At 47.0% G+C, this 19137-nt stretch carries 18 protein-coding genes; 9 read left to right on the top strand and 9 right to left on the bottom strand.

Annotated elements, in window-relative coordinates:
* From H0Z19_RS01560 to H0Z19_RS01540, 5 genes are all read right to left on the bottom strand, one after another.
* Window positions 1–1920 (bottom strand): AMP-binding protein, encoded by a 1920-nt coding sequence (locus H0Z19_RS01560; RefSeq protein ID WP_290723141.1) that lies wholly within the window; start codon window positions 1918–1920, stop codon window positions 1–3.
* 27 nt (window positions 1921–1947) lie between these two features.
* Window positions 1948–3300, bottom strand: coding sequence for a CoA transferase (locus H0Z19_RS01555; protein ID WP_290723139.1), 1353 nt, complete (start codon window positions 3298–3300; stop codon window positions 1948–1950).
* A gap of 9 nt (window positions 3301–3309) precedes the next feature.
* The gene (locus H0Z19_RS01550; RefSeq protein WP_290723137.1) at window positions 3310–4638 is read right to left on the bottom strand and encodes a CoA transferase; all 1329 of its coding nucleotides are present in this window, start codon (window positions 4636–4638) and stop codon (window positions 3310–3312) included.
* 88 nt (window positions 4639–4726) lie between these two features.
* Window positions 4727–5344, bottom strand: a complete 618-nt coding sequence (locus H0Z19_RS01545) for an exonuclease domain-containing protein (RefSeq protein ID WP_290723136.1) — start codon at window positions 5342–5344, stop codon at window positions 4727–4729.
* Window positions 5344–7146 carry a putative nucleotidyltransferase substrate binding domain-containing protein gene (locus H0Z19_RS01540; protein ID WP_290723135.1) on the bottom strand — a complete coding sequence of 601 codons (1803 nt, stop codon included), beginning with the start codon at window positions 7144–7146 and terminating at the stop codon, window positions 5344–5346. Before H0Z19_RS01540 ends, H0Z19_RS01545 begins: the two co-directional genes overlap by 1 nt.
* 182 nt (window positions 7147–7328) lie before the next feature.
* Here H0Z19_RS01540 and H0Z19_RS01535 point away from each other — a divergent pair, with 182 nt between their 5' ends.
* Window positions 7329–7508 (top strand): hypothetical protein, encoded by a 180-nt coding sequence (locus tag H0Z19_RS01535; RefSeq protein ID WP_290723133.1) that lies wholly within the window; start codon window positions 7329–7331, stop codon window positions 7506–7508.
* Entirely contained in the window at window positions 7508–9118 is a 1611-nt protein-coding gene (locus tag H0Z19_RS01530) for a cation acetate symporter (RefSeq protein WP_290723132.1), read from the top strand. The genes H0Z19_RS01535 and H0Z19_RS01530 overlap by 1 nt, the downstream gene beginning before the upstream one ends.
* Window positions 9119–9159: 41 nt before the next feature.
* Here the strand turns inward: H0Z19_RS01530 and H0Z19_RS01525 are convergent, their stop codons facing one another.
* Both H0Z19_RS01525 and H0Z19_RS01520 read right to left on the bottom strand, forming a co-directional pair.
* Window positions 9160–9714 (bottom strand): CBS domain-containing protein, encoded by a 555-nt coding sequence (locus H0Z19_RS01525; RefSeq protein WP_290723131.1) that lies wholly within the window; start codon window positions 9712–9714, stop codon window positions 9160–9162.
* Complete coding sequence (locus tag H0Z19_RS01520; protein ID WP_290723129.1) at window positions 9714–10601, bottom strand: DNA-3-methyladenine glycosylase; 888 nt, start codon at window positions 10599–10601, stop codon at window positions 9714–9716. The genes H0Z19_RS01525 and H0Z19_RS01520 overlap by 1 nt, the downstream gene beginning before the upstream one ends.
* 39 nt (window positions 10602–10640) lie before the next feature.
* Between H0Z19_RS01520 and gatB the strand changes: the two genes are divergently transcribed.
* From gatB to H0Z19_RS01490, 6 genes are read left to right on the top strand one after another with little or no spacing between them, the layout of a single operon-like run.
* Window positions 10641–12056 carry an Asp-tRNA(Asn)/Glu-tRNA(Gln) amidotransferase subunit GatB gene (gene gatB, locus H0Z19_RS01515; protein WP_290723127.1) on the top strand — a complete coding sequence of 472 codons (1416 nt, stop codon included), beginning with the start codon at window positions 10641–10643 and terminating at the stop codon, window positions 12054–12056.
* On the top strand, window positions 12053–13015 hold the full coding sequence (locus H0Z19_RS01510; protein WP_290723125.1) for a glycosyltransferase family 2 protein: 963 nt from the start codon (window positions 12053–12055) through the stop codon (window positions 13013–13015). Before gatB ends, H0Z19_RS01510 begins: the two co-directional genes overlap by 4 nt.
* Entirely contained in the window at window positions 12985–13830 is an 846-nt protein-coding gene (locus tag H0Z19_RS01505) for a hypothetical protein (protein WP_290723123.1), read from the top strand. The genes H0Z19_RS01510 and H0Z19_RS01505 overlap by 31 nt, the downstream gene beginning before the upstream one ends.
* 42 nt (window positions 13831–13872) lie before the next feature.
* Complete coding sequence (locus tag H0Z19_RS01500) at window positions 13873–14175, top strand: hypothetical protein (RefSeq protein ID WP_290723121.1); 303 nt, start codon at window positions 13873–13875, stop codon at window positions 14173–14175.
* A gap of 1 nt (window position 14176) precedes the next feature.
* Window positions 14177–15112: a methionine synthase gene (locus H0Z19_RS01495; RefSeq protein WP_290723119.1), complete on the top strand. Its 936-nt coding sequence runs from the start codon at window positions 14177–14179 to the stop codon at window positions 15110–15112.
* 2 nt (window positions 15113–15114) lie between these two features.
* The gene (locus H0Z19_RS01490) at window positions 15115–15756 is read left to right on the top strand and encodes an NAAT family transporter (protein WP_290723117.1); all 642 of its coding nucleotides are present in this window, start codon (window positions 15115–15117) and stop codon (window positions 15754–15756) included.
* Here the strand turns inward: H0Z19_RS01490 and H0Z19_RS01485 are convergent.
* Window positions 15742–16467, bottom strand: a complete 726-nt coding sequence (locus tag H0Z19_RS01485; protein ID WP_290723116.1) for a queuosine precursor transporter — start codon at window positions 16465–16467, stop codon at window positions 15742–15744. The two genes, H0Z19_RS01490 and H0Z19_RS01485, sit on opposite strands and share 15 nt — an antisense overlap.
* A gap of 73 nt (window positions 16468–16540) precedes the next feature.
* Between H0Z19_RS01485 and H0Z19_RS01480 the strand changes: the two genes are divergently transcribed.
* On the top strand, window positions 16541–18289 hold the full coding sequence (locus H0Z19_RS01480; RefSeq protein WP_290723115.1) for a PAS domain S-box protein: 1749 nt from the start codon (window positions 16541–16543) through the stop codon (window positions 18287–18289).
* Here the strand turns inward: H0Z19_RS01480 and H0Z19_RS01475 are convergent.
* Window positions 18270–19112, bottom strand: coding sequence for a DUF166 domain-containing protein (locus H0Z19_RS01475; protein WP_290723113.1), 843 nt, complete (start codon window positions 19110–19112; stop codon window positions 18270–18272). The genes H0Z19_RS01480 and H0Z19_RS01475 overlap by 20 nt on opposite strands.
* Window positions 19113–19137: the final 25 nt, after the last annotated feature.

Genomic DNA, 19137 nt, shown 5'->3' with positions numbered 1-19137 from the left:
TCACCCCAAAACCTCCTTTATCTTGTCCAGCGAATCCGGATTCTCCAAAGCAGAGGTATCACCAAGCTCCTGTCTGGCAACAACCGCTTTTATCAGCCTTCTCATTATCTTTCCACTCCTCGTCCTCGGAAGATCGGGGACGAAGACGACTCTTTCAGGCTTGAACGGCTTACCGAATTCTTTGACGATTTTGTCAATGATCTCCTTCTCCAGCTCCTCGGATGGAGAGTAGCCGGGCTTCAGAGTGACGAATACCCAAACAACCTCTCCCTTCAACTCGTGCGGAACTCCGATGCACGCAGACTCCTGAACAGCAGGAATGGAGTTGACGATGGTTTCTATCTCCGCAGGCCCCATCCTCTTTCCTGCAACCTTTATGACGTCATCTGCCCTTCCAAAGAGGAACCAGAACCCATCTTCATCAACGTAGGCCCAGTCTCCGTGGTACCACACTCCCTTCCACCGGCTCCAGTAGGTCTTTATGTATCTCTCAGGATCTCTCCAGAAACCTCTTGTCATTGAAGGAGCAGGCTTCTTGCAGACCAAGTAACCAATCTGCTGCCTTACAGAATTGCCAGCATCATCAAACACATCCACATCCATCCCCAGACCCGGATATCCGAGTGTTGTGGGCTTAAGTGGCATAGCTGGTGATGGGAGAAGGAAGCAACCGAAAATCTCAGTTCCACCTGAGAGGTTTATGATTGGACACCTCTCCTCTCCAACAACCTTCAGCAGCCACATCCACGTGTCGTGATCTATCGGCTCTCCAGTGTTGCCTGTAGCTTTTAAACTGCTCAGATCGTGCTGCTTGACCGCTTCATCTCCGTACCTCTTCAGCAGCCTGTAGACTGTTGCAGAACCGCCGAGCTGAGTTATCTCAAACTCCTCGATCATCGCCCATATCCTGTCCTTCTCCGGATAATCAGGAGCGCCTTCAAAGAGGACATGTGTGCCACCAAGATGCTGGCAGCCTATTATCTGCCAGGGCCCCATCATCCAGCCAATGTCTGTAATCCAGAGGAAGACGTCTTCAGGCTTTAAGTCCATGTTGAAGAATATCTCCTTGCTGCTCTGCAGCATCACTCCCGCGTGGGATAGCACAACACCCTTTGGCTTACCGGTAGTTCCTGAGGTGTAGAGCAGCAATGCAGGATCGTTTGGATCCATTTCAACAGTCTCGCACTTGCTGCTCTCCTCAATCTCATCCCAGAAAACGTCCCTGTCCTCCTTCATCTCCACCTCAGTGTTTGCCCTGTTCACCACAACAACTTTCTCAACCTTCGTTCCCTCTAGGGCTTTGTCGAGCTCCGGCTTCAATGGGACAGGTCTGCCCCTCCTGTAGCTGGCATCTGCTGTAACAGCAACCTTCGCATCCGAGTCTGCAAGTCTCGTCTGAATTGCGGCAGAGCTGTAGCCGGAAAATATCGGCATCGCAATAGCTCCTATCTTCATTGCCGCGAAAAGTGTAACAACGGTTTCAGGGAACATGGGGAGGTAGAGAGCCACAACATCCCCCTTGCTCACTCCGTAAGCCTTTAAAGCATTTGCAAGCCTGTTCACCTCCCTGTAGAGCTCAAGGTAGGTGTATTTCCTTACTTCCCCATCCTCTCCCTGCCAGATGAATGCAAGCTTGTTCCTCTTCTTCCTGTGCCTGTCTAATGCATTGTAGGCAGCATTAACTCTGCCGTTGATGAACCAGTCCGTCCACTCAATTCCTTTGGACATGTCGTAGACCTTCTCGTAAGGCCTGAACCACTCAACGTTGAGCCACTCCACTGCTTTGCTCCACCACCACTCTATGTCTTCAGTGGACTTCTCTACCATCTGTTTGTAGTCAGAAAGGCCCTCAGCATCCATGAAAGCCTTAACGTTGGACTCTTCAACCAGCTCCTTTGGAGGGTGCCAGATAAAGCCCATTTTTCACCACCTCAAAAAAAAATAAGATTAAACGACTCCTTTCTCTTTTAGTTCCTCAAGCCTCTTACCAGATATACCGAGATACTTTCCATAAATATACTCATTGTCAGCACCAATCGGCCTGCAGACCCATTTTACCCTCCCAGGTGTTTTCGACATAAATCTCAGTGTAGAGTTTGGAACCAGCACCTCTCCGTAGTGCGGATCTTTGAGCTTTACAAACATTCTCTTGACTTTGAAGTGCTCAACTTCCAGAACTTCTTTCGGAGCGTTAAGTCTTCCCGTCACAACCGTTCCCTTCTTGTCTGGCCTCCTTGAGTACTCTGTGACGATTTCAAGAAGCTCTGCTGCAGTGTAGTTCATCGTGAACTTCTCTATCTCGTGCTGAATCTTTGGCTGGTTCTCAGGTGTGAGCCTCTCCTTTATCGTTGGGAACTGCTTCTGCAGATCTGGACGGTTCATGATTTCACAAAGAGCAGCCCAGTTTGGATCAGTAAAGCCAGACATGAAGGTGTAGCCATCCTTACATCTCACGTAGGTGTACGGAAAGACGGCGTAGTCAAAGTTGCCAGCTCTTACCATCTTCTTTTTCGTCAGGTGGAAGTACTGCATTAAATAGTTCGAAATCGCAAGCATACCCTCAGGCGGGGCGGCATCGATCATCTGGCCCTTGCCCGTTTTTCTCTTGTAAAACATTGCTAGGAGAATGCCAAAAGCCGCCCAAGCTCCACCAGCATACCACCCCATCCAGTTTCCGTGTTTTAGGGGCTTCTTGTACTCATCTGGCACCTCTGGATCAAGCTCCGGCTCTCCAGTAACCGACATAATCACTCCCCTTGCCTGATCTGCAAGGTCGTAGTCGGGCTGAGATGCATGCTCCTTTGCATCCTTTCCGAATTGCCCATAGGTGTTGACCGCACAGTAAATCAGCCCTGGATTGATTTCCCTAAGCTGTCTGTAGCCAACGCCGAGGGAATCCATGTATCCGGGCTTAAATGACTCTATCAGCACATCCGCTTTCTTTACCAGCCTTTTTAGTATGCCTCTCCCCTCCTCACTCTCAATATTCAAGGTAACATGGAACTTGTTTCTCCCCTCTGTAAGATAGGCAAGCCCTGCATCCTTGACCATTATGCCGTAGGGGGTCATTTTTCTGGCGATATCTCCTTCAGGCGGCTCAATCCTGATAACCTCAGCCCCAAGTTCTGCAAGAATTGAAGAGGCAAACAGTCCAGCATAATTTCCGTAACTCATATCAAGAACTACCATGTCGTCAATCGCTTCGGGCTTTCTCATCACATCATCAGGATTCGTTTCGTTGTAGATGAACCTCGCATACTGAGGATCGAGTGCCATTCCAACAATAGCCTTCTCCTTCATTCTACCACCTCACGGGAACTTCAATCCCTTCTTTCCATCCCAGTCGGGTGGTGGGCATTGCGGCTTCACGTCTGGATTCCACCTGTAGATGACACCTTCCTCATACAGCTGTTCGATTTCCTCCATACTCAGGCCAAGGTACTTTGTCAAAACGAACTCGTTGTCAAATCCAATAGGTCTTGCACCCCATTTCAGCCTTGCTGGTGTTTCCATTCTTGGCGGGTAGCATGGTTCAACAAACTCGCCGTAAAGTGGATCATCGTACGCCATAATTGCCCCTCTCTCTCGCAGATGTTCACTGTAGTAAGCCTCATCCGCCTCAACGACATGCGTGGCTGCAAAACCGTACTTATCTGCAAGCTCCTCGACTTCCTTAACCGTCTTGGTTTTTGCCCATTCTGCAATCTCTTTCAGAATTTGCCTGGCGTTTTCGTCCTTCAACCTCTCAAGTGGGTCAGCAAACTTCTCATAGAGATCCATTCTGTCCATTGCCTTGCAGAGTCCCATGAACTCCTCCTCTGTAAAGGCAACAATCGCAACCCATCCATCCTTGCAGTCAAACAGGTCAGAGGGGCAGATTGCAAGATCTCTGTTCCCCACTCTTTCCCTGTTCTCGCCCGTCATGTCCACATACGTCCATGTCCAGTCCAGAAATCTGATGACGTTCTCCACCTGAGAGTAATCGATGTACTGTCCTTCTCCCGTCCTCTCCCTGTAGTTCAGGGCGGCAACTATTGCAACAGCGCACATCAGAGCTGTGGTCCAGTCTGCAATCCACACTCCCGACTTTAGCGGCCCTCTCCCTTCGAACCCTGTAATGTAAGCCAACCCTCCCTCGCTCTGAGCGATGGCATCATACGAAGTTCTTCCGGTATAAGGTCCCCAACTCCCAAATCCCGAAACATGCAGCTGTATAATTCTCGGGTTTATCTCCCTGAGTCTGTCGTAGCTCAAGCCCCACTTCGACAACCTCCCAGGAGTGAGATTGTCCACAACAACGTCACTCTTCTTCACAAACTCATAGAAAATCTCCCTTGCCTTCGGATGGCCGAGGTGCATTCCAACCCAGTACTTGTTGTGGTTCTGCTCCAGTAATCCTGGAGAGAGGTTTCGCCAGAAAAATGCGTATGGTGTGACGTAGCGCATCTGGTCTCCTCGCCTCGCCTCGAACTTTATCACCTCAGCACCAAACTCCGCTAAGTAGTCAGTAGCTGCAGGCCCAAGAACGACACTGCAAACCTCAAGAACCCTCACACCTTTAAGGGGCTCATCACGGTCAAAGATGTCTTCAGCACCAAGCAGTTTCTTCACATAATCCATATACTTCTCGACGCTCAATACAATCCCTCCATTCAGTATTAATAATTCGGTAATTTTCAAATGTATAAGTTTTTCGATTTAAAACTTTAAAAAAATGTAGAAATGCTTAGAAAATGTGATAATGCCGGTCTCTCTCCACTCTTTTTAGCAAATCAAACAGCATGTTGATGGTTTTTATTCCGTATTTGAGGATTTTTAGAAGCTGAAACTGAAAAATTTGGGCTGTAATAAATGCATCGGCAAGAGCATTGTGTCTGTAGCTCACATCAATCTTGTACTTTTTCGCCAAACTATCTAAAGACATTTTCTCAACAGGTCTCTCTCCAAGAATGTAGCAAACAGCTCTTTCAAAGTCTATCACATCTATTCTTCTGTTTTCAAGTTTGTAGCCCTCCTTCTTTAAGGCTCTCTTCAAAAATCCGTAATCAATTTCAACTGCGTAGCCGACGAGGACTTTTCCCCTGAGGAGTTCCACAACCTCTTCTGCAATTTCTGAAAAGTTGTTGGCTGTTTTCAGTCTGGCAGGGTCGAGACCGTGAAACTTCATTGACTCAAACTTGAATTTTTCTGGTCTTAGCAGCCTGTAGTAGCTTTCTCCAGCCATAATTCTGGTTCCCACTATTGGTACAGCCCCTATGGCTATGATTTCATCTTTTTTCTGGTTTAAACCTGTAGTTTCGAGGTCTACTGACAGAAATTGAATTTTTCTCAAGTTGCCCTCCATCACAGACCCCTCTCAATACCGTAGTGTCCTTTCAAAAAGTTCTGAAATCTTTTGATAACCTTGAAACCCTCTTTAAGAACGAAGGCGTCGAGTCTGTCCATCTCAGACACTTTGATAATGTTGTCAGCTTTTTTGCCCTCAACAATTTCCTTGGCCTGCATTTTTAATCTCAAATCCTGGAGAAACTCGTATGTTTCCTTTAGGGATTCGGCAAGTTCAGCATCCATTATTCCAGAACTCCTCAATTTTTCCAGCCTCTCTCTCGTGTTTGTTATTTCGAGAAAACCGTTTTCCAATGCGAGAATTCTTGTTCCATTCACTATGGGGTATATCCCATTCATCTTCAAGTCAATCTTACTTTTCATCCTAAGCCCGAAGAGTCCAAGCGGAGGTTCAGTCATCGTGGCATCGTGTGCGAGAAATCTTAGCGATTGAGGAGTGTGCTCAAGCTTTATATGCTCAATCAGTTCCCTGTACAGTTTCTCATTTCCATAGATCACTCTTAAGTCAAGAAAAACTGATAAGAGCCTGATATTCTCCGGCGTTAGCTTTTCAAACCACTCTGAAAAAACATTCTTCCACTCTTCAACACTTTTGCACCAGTTCATCGCCATATACCCTCCCTTGCATTTGGGAATTCCAATGTAATCAAGTGCAGTGTTAACTTTCTCAGCAAACAGGAGAAGCTCCTCTCCATCACCTTCGTGAATGATCGCATTGTCCTGGTCTGTGGCCATCACCTGCTCCTTTCTCGCAGAACTGCCCATGTGGATCCATGCAAAATCAGGTAGCTTTCCTTTCTCCGACTCAAATTTCTCCCTCTCCAATTCAATCACCTTTACGACCATGTAGTCGTAGATTTCCGTTAGGAGGTTTGAAAGGTCGTAGAAGTGCATGCCCCGTGTAACGAGTGCCGAAATCGATTTTGATAGGTTCTTGAATGTAATTTTTATTTCTTCAAGGTTATTTGCCTTTTTTAGCCTTCTGTAAAGAACGATGAGCGATGTCGTGGGCTCGAAAAGAGTTAAAATATCGTTGGCGGTTATAACGCCCTTAACCTTTCCATCATCTGTAACAACGAGGTGGTTTATACCCCTCTTTAGCAGTTCCAGATGAGCCTCGAAAACAGGTGTTGAGTGATCGACAGCAACAACAGGTGAGGTCATGTAGGCAGAGACTTTCTCCTCATGACTTTTTCCGTAGATTATGAAGGTCCTGAAATCCTTGCTTGTGAGAATTCCAAGAGGTCTTAGGTTATCATCAACCACCACAATCGAGCCTACGTTGTTGAGTTCCATCTTGACTGCAGCGTCTCTGATTGAGGTGTATGGACTGCAGACAACGGGTTTTTTCGTAATTAAATCTCCAACTCTTGTTAGAAACAACCTGTCTGTGATCTCTTCCTCTCTGAAGAGGTCTGGAATTCTGCTAAATCTCTTCTCCTCAAAAGATTTGAAAAAATCAGAGAATAGCTTGTTTTTTTCCATGATCTCCGTGAAAACATCTTTTTTGATGAGATAGCATATCGTGTCCTCCTCAGCAACTGCCACTCTCTGCGGATTGTGGGTGAGACCAAAAATCTCTCCACGTGAAAATCGATCAACCAGCTTTCCGTTTTCGTAGATGCCGACAACTCCAGAATAAACGAAGTAAACGTAATCACCACTCTTTCCACCCTTTATTATTTCCTCTCCCTCCTCGAAGGCTTCGACTTCCAGCTTGCCAACTATTTTTTCCAGCTCCTCATCTCTCAAAAGGCTGAAAGGTTTTATTTTTCTTAAAAACTCCTTAGGTGGCAACATTTTTTATAATTAACAAATCCCGTATTATAAAGCTTTTCCAGAGTTACATGGTAAATATCAATCAACATTAGTTGTGTTGATAAATGAAAAAATTTAAATATGTTCAATTTATCACAAACAATAGAGTAGGTAGGTGAGAAAATATGCCTTGGCCGCCAAAAGTGTTTTGGGTAGGTGTAGTAGTGTATTACGGATTTACAGCGCTTTGCTGGATTGCAGAGGCGACTGCAGGGATTAACCACATCGTTGGACTGCCGTTCTGGTATGCAGCGTTCTTGGGGTCGTTTGTGATACCACTGGTGATGTCTGTAATCTACTTCTACTTCCCGGAGAAGGCTGAAGAGGCGAGAGGTGGTGCCTGATGGCGACAGTAGAGGCTCCAGTTGTAGGAATAACAGTGCTTTACTTCTTGGCCATAATTGTGATAGGATATTATTCTAGGCAGAGGTTGAAGAGCGCCACTGACTACTACGTTGCAGGAAGGCAGGTTGGTGCTGTTGTTAACGGTCTTGCTCTGGAATCGACTTATCTCAGCCCTGCATCAATGCTCGGACTGCCAGCATACGTCTTCATTCTCGGATATCCTTTCTGGTGGGCGATGGCAGCCATCATCGCAGGAATGCCAATAGCAACACTTCTCACCGCATCAGCGCTGAGAAAGTACGCTCCAACAAGCTTCGCTGACTACTACGCAGACAGGTACAACGATGAAAGACTGAGATGGGTTGTCGGTATCGTTACAGTCATTGGTGCAGTGCTGTACATCACTCTTTCAATAGTGGGTATGGCTCTCTTCCTCTTGGCTGTTGCAAAGGTGCCGTACATTATTGGAATTGTCGTTGGAACGATTATAGTTATGCTCTACGTTGTCTGGGGAGGAATGATTGCAACAAGCTGGAATGCCGCCTTCCAGGCTTTCCTGATGACGGTCGCAGCAGTTATCGCTGCAGTTGCCATTCTTGTAAAGCTTGGAGGAGTTAACGGATTTTATGAAGCGGTTGCTGCAAACAACCCCAAATTCTGGAACACTCCAAGCGATCCTGAACCGCCCCACCTCCTCAGCGGAACGTGGATAGCTGTCATAGGGTGGTTCTTCGTCTGGCATTACGGCTTCGCAACAATGCCCTACACCGTTGTGAGGTTCTTCACAACCATGGACATCAAGACTGCGAGGAGGAGTATCTTCTGGTGTACGCTGGCTGCTGGTATATTCTACATGGCACTGCAGATTATCGGTGCGGCTTCAAAGCTTATGATTGAGACAGGCCCAATGGGTGGAGAGGGGGCCAACGCCGTCGCGATACTTAAGAGCTACATGGCACAGTATGGAGTTGGAGGCTGGACAGACTACTCGATGGTTGCAGCAGTCGAAGCACTGCAAAATCCGTGGATTCTCGGCGTTCTCTGTGCTGGTGGTTTAGCTATAGCCATGTCCACAGCAGCAGGATGGGTCATGGTCGTCAACACCATTGTGACGAGGGACTGGGGAGACATGATGCTTAAGAGCAGGTATGCAAAGGAAAATCCAATCGCCCTCGCCAGAATCATTTCAGTGATATTCCTGCTTGTCGGACTTGTGATTGCCATCAACCCGCCAGGCTTGGTTCTTGACCTCTCAGGGTGGGCATTCGTCGTCATTATCTCCGCTCTCGGTCCGGGATTAATTCTTGGCCTATGGTGGAAGAGAGCAACAAGAGCTGCGATGTGGACGACTGCAGTCATCATGACACCGCTGCACCTATTTGCATGGTTGAGAGCAAAACTACCAGTTGAACAAGGAGGGCTTGGACACCATGCGTTCTTCTTCCTCAACGACGTGCTGTTCGGAGACAAGACTGCTCTAATCACACCGCACCAAGTCTGGGCGATACCAGTTGGATTCATACTGTTCATAGTCGTCTCACTGCTTACAAAGCCTGTTGAGGAGGAAGCCGTGCAGAAGTACTGTGTGGAGCTGACGAAAGAAGTTTAATCTATTTTTTATTTTTTGATTTTTGCCTTTTACCAAAAACCTCAGTTTTGAGTCAAAAACTTCATCACATCCTGCTTCGTGATTATCCCAACAACCTTCCCTTTATCAACAACCAGCACAGCAGGGTGCTCCATGAGGAGCTTAGAAACGGTATTAACGCTTTCTTCGGGGTCAACTGCAGGGAAAGGTTCACTCATTATCTCCCGCACCCTTACGCTCTCTGCCCTCGAACCTTTTTCCAGCACTGCCTTTACGATGTCTGCCTCAGTTATCCCGCCAACAGGCTCATCGTTTTCCATTACCGGAATCTGGGATATCTCCTTTTCCATCATAAGTTCCGCAACCCTCTTCAATAAGTCATTCGGGGAGACGGAAATGACGGGAGAATTCATCACAACCCTCGCCTCAACTCTCCCACCCTCAATCTCTTCAAGAACCCTCATCATCTTTTTAACAAGAGAGAGCTTTGGATCAAACTTACCAGCCTCAATTCTAGCTATTAAAGGCTGACTTACCCCTACAAGCTCGGCAAGCTTTTTCTGGCTAACTCCGAGCTTCTTTCTCTTCCTTCTGATTTCCTCTATTTCGGGGAACATCAAATTAATTCTGACTCTTTACTAAAAAATCTGTCGTAGAGGAAGAGGTAAAACAGTATGTCTCTCGCATACTTCCCGAACCTCTTTCTCGCCACCTCTCTAACTTTATCAGCACTCTGAAGCTCGCCGTTGAAGTACAGCTTAGAAACTGCCCTCCTCACCCCCAGATCATCTGCAGGAAAAACGTTCTTCCCCAATACCATCGACAGAACCAGCTCTGCTGTCCACCTTCCGATGCCTTTGAACGACGTGAGATACTCATACGCCTCATCCTCACTTGCCTTCCTCAACTCCTCAAGGTTTTCCTCTCCAGCAATCTCCAGAATCAGCCCGGCTTTCCTCCTGCTCAGCCCGCACTCCCTCAACCTCTCCACTCCAGCCTGAAGTATGGCTCTCTGAGTGGGGAAGCTGTAGAACTTCAAACCGTTCCACTCAACAGTTTCGCCAAATTTCTGGACAATTCTTGCAGCTATTTTCTCCGCAACGACAAAGGAAATCTGCTGCTGGATTACAGCTTTGGCAATGCCTTCAAAAACGCTCATCGACATCAAACCGGCCTTTCCAAATCCGTAAAACCGTTCCCTGAGCATTTTCAGCTTCTCATCGCCCTCCATGAATTTGTAAAGCTCCTCTGGATTTTGAAGGCCAAAGTACTCGACAAGCTTCTCCCTGATTGTCTTCCACTCCTTAGTGGAGAAGTTCCCTTCAACAGCTATTGCTTTCTCCCCTTTAGGATAAGCAAGAACGGCAAATGCTTCGTTCTCCAGCACAATCGCCCTTCTCCAAACGTTACCCTCCACAACATCGGGAGTTGGCAGTTCTGGCAGCAGAAAAAACTTCATCTTGAGCTCCCAGTTCACCTCGCGCTCCAGCTCAATCCTCCACATGTTCACAACCTTTTTAATACGACTTTTAGTGCAGCCATTATGGATGACGTGGTAATAGGTCTTGAAGTTCACGTTCAGCTTAACAAGCTCAGAACTAAACTTTTCTGCTCATGCCCCCTCAACTATCATCACAGCCCTCCCAACACACACGTCTGCCCCGTATGCCTCGGAATGCCGGGGGCGATGCCTGTAGTCAACAAGGAGGCTGTTAAGGCTGCAGTTAAGGTTGCCATGGCATTGAATGCCGAAATTAAACCCTTCACGGTTTTTGACAGGAAGAATTACTTCTATCCCGACCTTCCAAAGGGATTTCAGATCAGCCAGTACGACCGCCCCCTCGCCCTTGGCGGGCATGTTACAATTGAGCTTGACGGCCAGGAAAAAAGAATTCAGCTAAAGAGAATACACATGGAAGAAGATCCGGGGAAGCTGAGTTACAAAGGCTCCATAACAACAGCAAAGTACTCGCTTGTTGACTACAACAGAAGCGGAGCTCCTCTGCTCGAAATCGTCACCGAGCCCGTAATGAACTCCCCGAAAGAGGCGAGACTCTTTCTGAACAAGCTGAGAATGATTCTTGAGTACCTTGATGTCTTTGACGGCGATTTGGAAGGTGCGATGAGGGTCGATGCCAACATCTCCATCAAGGGGAGCGGTAGAGTTGAGGTCAAGAACATCTCATCCTTCAAAGGTGTTGAAAAAGCCCTGAGCTATGAGATAATGCGACAGAAAAACCTGCTGCAGAGAGGCAGGGCTGTTGTAAGAGAGACAAGGCACTTTGATGAGGCCAGAAACATAACGGTCTCGCTGAGGAGCAAAGAGGAGGAGCAGGACTACCGCTACTTCCCTGAGCCAGACCTGGTACCAATTTTAACCGATGAAATCGTGAAAGAGGTTGAGGGAACTCTGCCTGAGATGCCTGAGGAGAAGAGGGAGAGGTTAAAGCGAGAATACGGCATTGGAGATAACTTCGCAAAAGTCCTTATTCTGGATGTAAAGATGGCTGACTACTTCGAGGAGGTTGCAAAGCACGTCGATCCAAAACTTGCAGCGAGCTGGATTGTTGATGTTCTGAGAGGAGAACTGAACTACAGAGGATGGAACTTTGCAAAGTGCTGGGAGATTTTCAAGCCTGAAGAGTTTTCAAAGCTCCTGAAGTATTTTGACGAAGAAAGGATAACGGAGAAAGGTGTTGTAGAGGTAATAAGGACCAAGCTTGACGAAGGCGGAGAAATCGACGCGATAATTCAAAAGAAAGGCCTTTTTGCAATTCCCAAAGATGAGATTATCAGATTCTGCAAGGAGGCTATCGAGGAGAATCCAAAAGCGGTGGAGGATTACCTGAGTGGCAAGAAGCAGGCTCTGAATTTCCTCGTCGGGCAGGTTATGAAGAAGACGCGCGGAAGAGCTGATCCTGCAGACACTGCCAAGCTGATAGAAGAATTGCTCTCATGAAGCTTGCCGTAGTGGTTCCCGTTTCTCCCTTCGAGGATGAGGAGATAATCAGGCGAAGCATTGAGCACCTGAAATCCCTTGATTACGATGATTTTGACGTTAAATTAGTGTACGTAATAGACTCCAACGGTGAAAATGACAGGAGACCGGAAACTGCCATAAGATTAGGGGTCGAGGTTGTTTTCAGGGAAAACAGGAGGGGAAAGAGGGCTGGAGCCATAAACGACGCTCTCAAATACCTGTCCGACTTCAAACCTGACTATGTCGCAATCTTCGACGTCGATTCGAGGCCTGAGATGAACTTTATCGTTGAATGTGTCAAAGCCTTGGAAAGCTGCGAGGATTGCTACATCGCCTCCACTAAGAGATACATAAGCAACCCGATTAACCTCGTCTCTGAGACTGTGGAGGCAGAATACTATCTGATCAACTTTCTTCTTGGAAAAAGCAAGTTCAGACAGTTCAACGGGCTCATTGGGGTTTTAAGGGCGGAATTTTTGATGCAAGAGGGTTTGAATGAGTGGGCTGTTGCGGAGGATGCAGACTTTGCGACGAGAATGCACGCGAAAGGAAGAAAAGCGGTGTTGGTTAAAACTTCCAGGATTTACGAGCAGGCACCAATCACTTGGAAAGACCTCTACAATCAGAGGAAGAGGTGGTACTACGGGGGTTTGCAGCTGTGGCGCTATAGAAAGGAGATGAGAAAAGCCTCGTTAGGTGTGAGGCTTTCATGGTACATGGCCCTCACTCTCACATTCGTACCCATGCTCTACTTGCCTCTCCTGCTTTTGTCGCCCTTCTTCCTCCTTGCTCACTTCCGAAAGATTTCAAAGGTAAAGGTGACTTTCGGCCTATTTATCCACGCTCTCATGCTTCAGTACGCAGCGGTAAAAGCTTTGTTCTCCTTTGTCAGAAAAAGGGAGGTTGAGTGGGGAGCGATGCAGAGGGTGGTAGATTGAGGAAGCTTGCATTTTTTTTGCTTTTGATCACAGCAGGAATTGTGGTAGCCTCAGCCAACCAGTTTAGTGTCCAGATTTTTACAAAGGGTTACAATGGCACGGCGGAGCTGAACATACTTGGAGAGAACTTTTCAAAAGTTGAAACGGTGAAAAATGGTTCAGTTTTAAGCTTACCACCAGGAAACTACACCCTGAAGCTTTTTGCACTGAACAAAACGTTTGTAGAGGATCTGAAACTTGATGGTAACAAAACCATCACCTTCAACCTGCTGTTCACCAACAAAACGGAAAATTTGAGCGTGATTAGGCATGTAATCATCCAGCCCAACCTCGAAGTTCTGGAGATAGTCCTCATAACAAATTCAGGGCAAGCAAACTTTGAAGGCGACGTCACAATTCCACTCCCCCAGCATTCTGGCCTGGAGATAACGGACTCATCGCTTAGTTTTCTCGATGTACCCGAAGTTGACGGAAAACTTATTCTGGAAAAAATAATCGTCCCCGCAAACAGCACGGGTGAAATATCAATCACTTACAAGCTGGCAAAACCATTTTTCTCATTAGCCACCATTGAAAACCAGAGCATTTTTATTTTGACAACTCTTCCAGTCATTAAGCAAAACAACACGAGCTATCTGGGAGTTAAGCAGTTCAGCGGTGAGGATTACAGCGTTTATCGGTGCAAATCAGACTGCACACTCGAATTCAAGGCAGAGCCTGAGATAAAAGTGGATAAAACATCAGCAGTCCTTATCATCGCAGCATCTGGACTGCTTTTCCTCTACCTACTCAGCAAGAGGGGAGGCTGGGGGTAAATGTAACTGCAAAATTTTTTAACAAGAAAGTAACTCTGTTATATGGTTTCAATAAAAGAACATCTTGAAGAGCTTCTCGAAACCTTTGACTATAGCGGGGATGTTGAGGAAAGGATAAGACTTCTAAGAGCTGCAATAGGGAGAATAAGCAACATATTCTACGGGACTGAGAACGAGGAGATTTACGCTGATCAGGTAAGGAGAATAAAGTTAAGGCTGAGAGAGCTGAGAGAAAATTATGCAAACTGCAAAGACGATTGCTGGAGAGAGCTTATGGATAGTCTGGAAGAGCTGAGGGACCAGATTGAGAGGCTCGCCATTAGAGGAGGAATCCTAGAGCAGTAATATGAAGGTTGACGATATCGGCAGTTTCCCGCTTCCGAAGGGAATCAAAAGGGACTGGGTTGAGCGGAATCTCGGCACAAAGGAATACGAGGAAATGGTTCAGAGGGCATTCCTGATGAAGGCAAAGTTTCTCGACGCTCCCACCTACCCTCAGTTCAGGGACATGATAAAAATGTTCATTGAGCCAATAAAGGCCTTCCAGGAGGAGCCCTACCTGATTTCTAAAAATAAGGCTGTGATACCAGAGCTTGAATACGTGGAGAAAATTAAAGCTGAGTCAGTGAGAGTCTGCATCACAGGCCCGTTCGAGCTGTACTACAAGGAGTTCGGAGGTGTGATTTACGAGGACGTTCTGCTGAACCTCGCAGAATCTGTAAGGCGTTTCGTTGAGAACGCGGCCAAGTATGAGAACGTTGTCTGCATAAGCATTGACGAGCCGAGCCTTGGATTAGCTCCTGACCTCCAGCCGGATGAAGAACTCCTCCAGAAAGCTCTGGAATACAGTATTCCCCAGGACGTTCAGATTCACCTGCACGAACCCCTCTACTACGAAAAAATCCTGGAGACTTCCATTGACGTCATAGGCATTGAGTGTGCAAAGAAGCCTGAGAACATGGACTTCATCGACGCTGAGGTGGTAGCTTCTGCTGAAAAAAAGCTGAGAATTGGTGTTGCAAGGAGCGACATAGACGGGATAATCGCAGAGTTCAACACCATGCACGGGGTTAACGCCTGGGGGGATGAGGAACTAATCTCCTTCGCAATTCAGGAGATTGAGCCTGTGGAAAAAATTGCAGAGAGAATAAAAATGGCCAAAGAACGCTTTGGAGAACTGCTTGCTTACATTGGTCCTGATTGTGGGCTGTTCTCCTTCCCATCTCAGGAACTTGCTGTCCAGCTGCTGGAAAATGTGAGAAGAGCAGTGGATGAGGGCTGAATATGGATGTCGCTGCTTACCTCAGCTTCTTTCTGGCAAGCTTCACGACGCTGTTCATAATAATCGACCCCCCAGGAAATCTGCCGATTTTCATAGCCTTAACGGAGAGGTTCAGCGATGAATATAGAGAGAAGATATCGAAAAGGGCCACAATCATCGCTTTCCTGATTCTCTTCATCACCATGGTGACGGGCGGGAAAGTTCTCGACTACTTCGGCGTTTCGATTAGCAGTTTAAAGATTGCAGGTGGAATACTCCTCTTCATCTCCTCTGTTGACATTCTCCTCGGTGGAACGAGGAGAGAGGCTTACAGAAGAAGAGCCGAGGAAAGCATAGACGTTGACTCAATAGCCGTGTTTCCTCTCGCTCTACCCCTTTACACAGGTCCTGGAGCGATTACGGCAGGAATCGTGCTTTACTCGCAGGCAGGAGACGTGATCATGAAGCTGCTTGTGGTGCTCAGCGCCGCTCTGGTTTACCTAATCGTCAGGCTGAGCCACATTTACAGCGCCCCTATCATCAGGCTGCTCGGCAGGAGCGGTGCGGATATTGCAGCAAGAATACTCGCCATATTCCTGGCTGCGATTGCCGTTGAGTTCGTCTTTGACGGACTTGCAGAAAAATTGGTTTCAATGGGTCTTTAATACAACCTCTGCCCTGTCAGCATCGCTCTTAATCATTTTTGCGAGGTAAACGAATGGCGTATCGAGAGCTGCGACTATGAACTTCATTATGTAGGAAGTTACGAAAATCTCAGCTATAAGCTCCCACGGAAACACCTGCTCCCAGAATACGCCGAAGCCGACGAAGGCAATCCATGTAAAGACTGCGTTGTCGATGAGCTGTGAGACCATTGTTGAAGCGTTGTTCCTGAGCCACAGAAATCTGCCCTTCGTCCTCCTTTTCCAGAAGTCAAACGCCCACACGTCGTGTAACTGCGAAACCAGGTAGGCTGTAAGGCTTGCCACCGTTATTCTCGGCATGATGCCGAAAATCTGCTCTAGTGCTGGGCTGAGAGTGTCGCTTTCGTCGGGTATGAAAGCTAGGCAGATCTGCATGAGTAGGGTGAAGACTATGAGGACGAAGAATCCAACCTCAACAGCTTTCTTGGCCTCCCTTTTCCCGTAATTTTCGCATAATATGTCTGTAACGAGGAAGGTTGTCCCGTAAACGATGTTGCCCATCGCAGTAACCAGACCGAAGAACTTTATCGTTTTCATGACCTGAATGTTTGCCAGAACTATCGCCATTGCCGTCCACGCGTAGAGTCCAGTCCTGCCAAAAATTCTGTATGCTATGATTATTCCTGTAAAGCTTGCCAGCAGCAATGCAAACCATAGCAGCTCGTTATGCATGGCTGAAATTACCATTTTGACGTAAAAAATTTGTGAAAGTGGGAAGGCAAATAGAATAATTTAAATACTGTTGATGACAATAGTAATTGTAATGATGAATCTGATGAATGACCCTGAGTCTCTCAGCAAGATTGTAGAGAACTCGCTGGTGGGGTTAATAATAGTTGATGAAAATTTGAGAATAAAGTATGTGAACAAGGTTGTGGAGATGACCACAGGCTACAAAAAAGAGGAGATTTGCGGAATGGACGTTTTCGAACTCGTTGTTCCCGAACATCATGAGAAGGTTGCCAAGGCGTACAAGAAAGGCATAGGGGGAAAACCCGTTTTTCTTGAAATCAGCTACTTAACAAAGAACAACGAAAGAAGGTGGGTCTGGGGATACGTACTACCCATGAAAATTGGCAACGAACTGATGGGGGTCGGCAACTGGATAGACATTACAGCAAACAAGGTGCTCCAGAGCAAGCTGAGAGAGAGCGAGGAGTTCCACAGGTCGCTGATCGAGGATTCCATCGCGCCTGTTGCAATTATCCAGAATGGTGTTTTTGCTTATGTGAACAAAGCATTCGAAGAAATTTCCGGCTACAAAAGAGAGGAGATCATTGGCAGAAATCCGTTCGAATTCTTTATTCATCCGGAAGACCTCGGAACTATTGCCGAGAAATATCAAAGACTTATTTCCGGGAAGAGCGACGTTGAATTCCACGACTTCAGAGTTTTCTCAAAATCGGGGGAGGATATTTGGGTGAGAGTAAGAGGTACCAGAATAACCTACAAGAACGAGCCTGCTGTGGCAATCACAGGCATTGACATAACGGAAATTAAGAAGAGTGAGGAATTCCACAGGTCTCTGATTGAAAAGTCTCTTGCCCCGATTCACATCGTCCAGAATGGGAGAATCGTTTATGCAAACGAGTCATTCGAAAAAGTAACTGGTTATAGAGAAGATGAACTTTCCTGCATGGAAAACCTGAGTTTGCTGATTCATCCCGAAGACAGAGAGGATGTTTTAAAGAAATACAGGGACATAGAGGCTGGAGAAGAGGAATCCAGCGATGTTAGTTTCAGGATAATAACAAGAAGTGGAGAGGTCAGGTGGGTTACTGTTAGGCTGGTAAGAATAAACTACCAAGGTAAACCCGCCGTAGCCTCTACCGCAATGGACACTACCGAAATCCACACGCTTACGAGTGAGCTTGAGCGCAAGAGTGATTACCTCTCCCTGTTAAACAAAATGCTCAGGCACGACATTCTCAACGACCTGACTGTTATAAGGGCAGCTATCGAGGTAAAGGATGATGGGCTTTTTAAGACAGCCATGTCAAGGATAGATAGAATTTCAAGGTTGATTTACGAGGCCAAGAACCTCGAAATTGCCGGAGATGTCAGAAAGGAAATTAACCTCGCTGAGGTTGTGAGAGAGGTTGCAGAGAGTTTCAAAGAGGCAAACATTAAACTGAATCTTGAAGAAGTCAACGTCATCGCCAACGAAGGGATCAAAACCGTCGTATTCAACCTTCTGAACAACGCCGTCAAGCATTCGGGAAAATCGGATGTTGAAATAGTTGTGGAAACGCATGCCGAGAACGGATGGGGGGTTCTCGTTGTTAAGGATAACGGGAAGGGTATCCCAGACGAAATTAAGGATAAAATTTTCGAAGAAGGTTTTTCCTCGGGATGGGGTACCGGAGTGGGTCTTTTCATCGTTAAAAAGATTGTGGAGCTTTACGGGGGAAGCATAGGGGTTAAGGATAACGAGCCGAGTGGTGCTGTGTTCATCGTAAGACTACCAAAAAAGTTCACAGAACGATGTGTTTGATGTGTTCCGGAATGTCCTCGTCCCCTTCATAGCCAAGGGCTTTATTAACCGCATGCCTTGCTATGTAGCCGCCAATATGGAGCAGGGTTTCATTGTACTCGTTGTCTCTCTCCATGCTCGCTGTGCACGGATAGCTGTGATGAGCCTCGGCAACAACATTCCAGAGCTCCCTCATCTTCCCCTCTTTCACCTCAGTGAAGTCAAACCCCCTCAGCTTTATGCCGATGTAGTAAGCACATCCGCAAGGCTGGGATCTTGAAATCCTGACGTATGCCTTGCCATCCTCCAGCAGCTCGATCTCGAACTCCGGATAGCCTATTCTCATCTCCTCAATCATCCGGTTGATGACCGGATGCTCCTCATTCGGCCTTAAGTTGCAGAAAGGTTTGGGTGCTGCGAACTCAATTCCGAGTTCATCACACTTCTCCTTGATCTGCTTCGCCAGTCCCGGAGAGCACCATCTCGACTCCTCAACAGGCACTATGAGAGCCTTGACTTTCCCAGCCAGCTTCTCAGGCAGCACCGCAAGAACGTCGGGATGGAGGTTGATTGCTACTGCAATGTCGGCTTCTGGAATGGCCTTGGGCAGGAAGTCCTCCGCATTTTCGATGAAGTCTGGCATTGTCGTTGGATCCGGCATGGAAAAAACGGCGATTATGTTCTTGGAGAAGTTGTATAATCCCTCCTTGCACTGAGTGCAGCCATCAATCCCGCATGCACCGTAAGAGGGACAGGAGTTGGGATAGTTCATCAGATTTGCCACAAATCTTTCTCCAAAGAAACCGTGCTGGAACACTATCAGTTTGAGGTCTGACTGGAACATGAAATTAGAATTGTTTGAGGGGATA

The organism is Archaeoglobus sp. (assembly GCF_017656475.1).
Classification (GTDB): domain Archaea; phylum Halobacteriota; class Archaeoglobi; order Archaeoglobales; family Archaeoglobaceae; genus Archaeoglobus.
The sequence above is the reverse complement of the archived record's forward strand: the minus strand, read 5'-3'. Positions and strand labels throughout refer to the sequence as shown.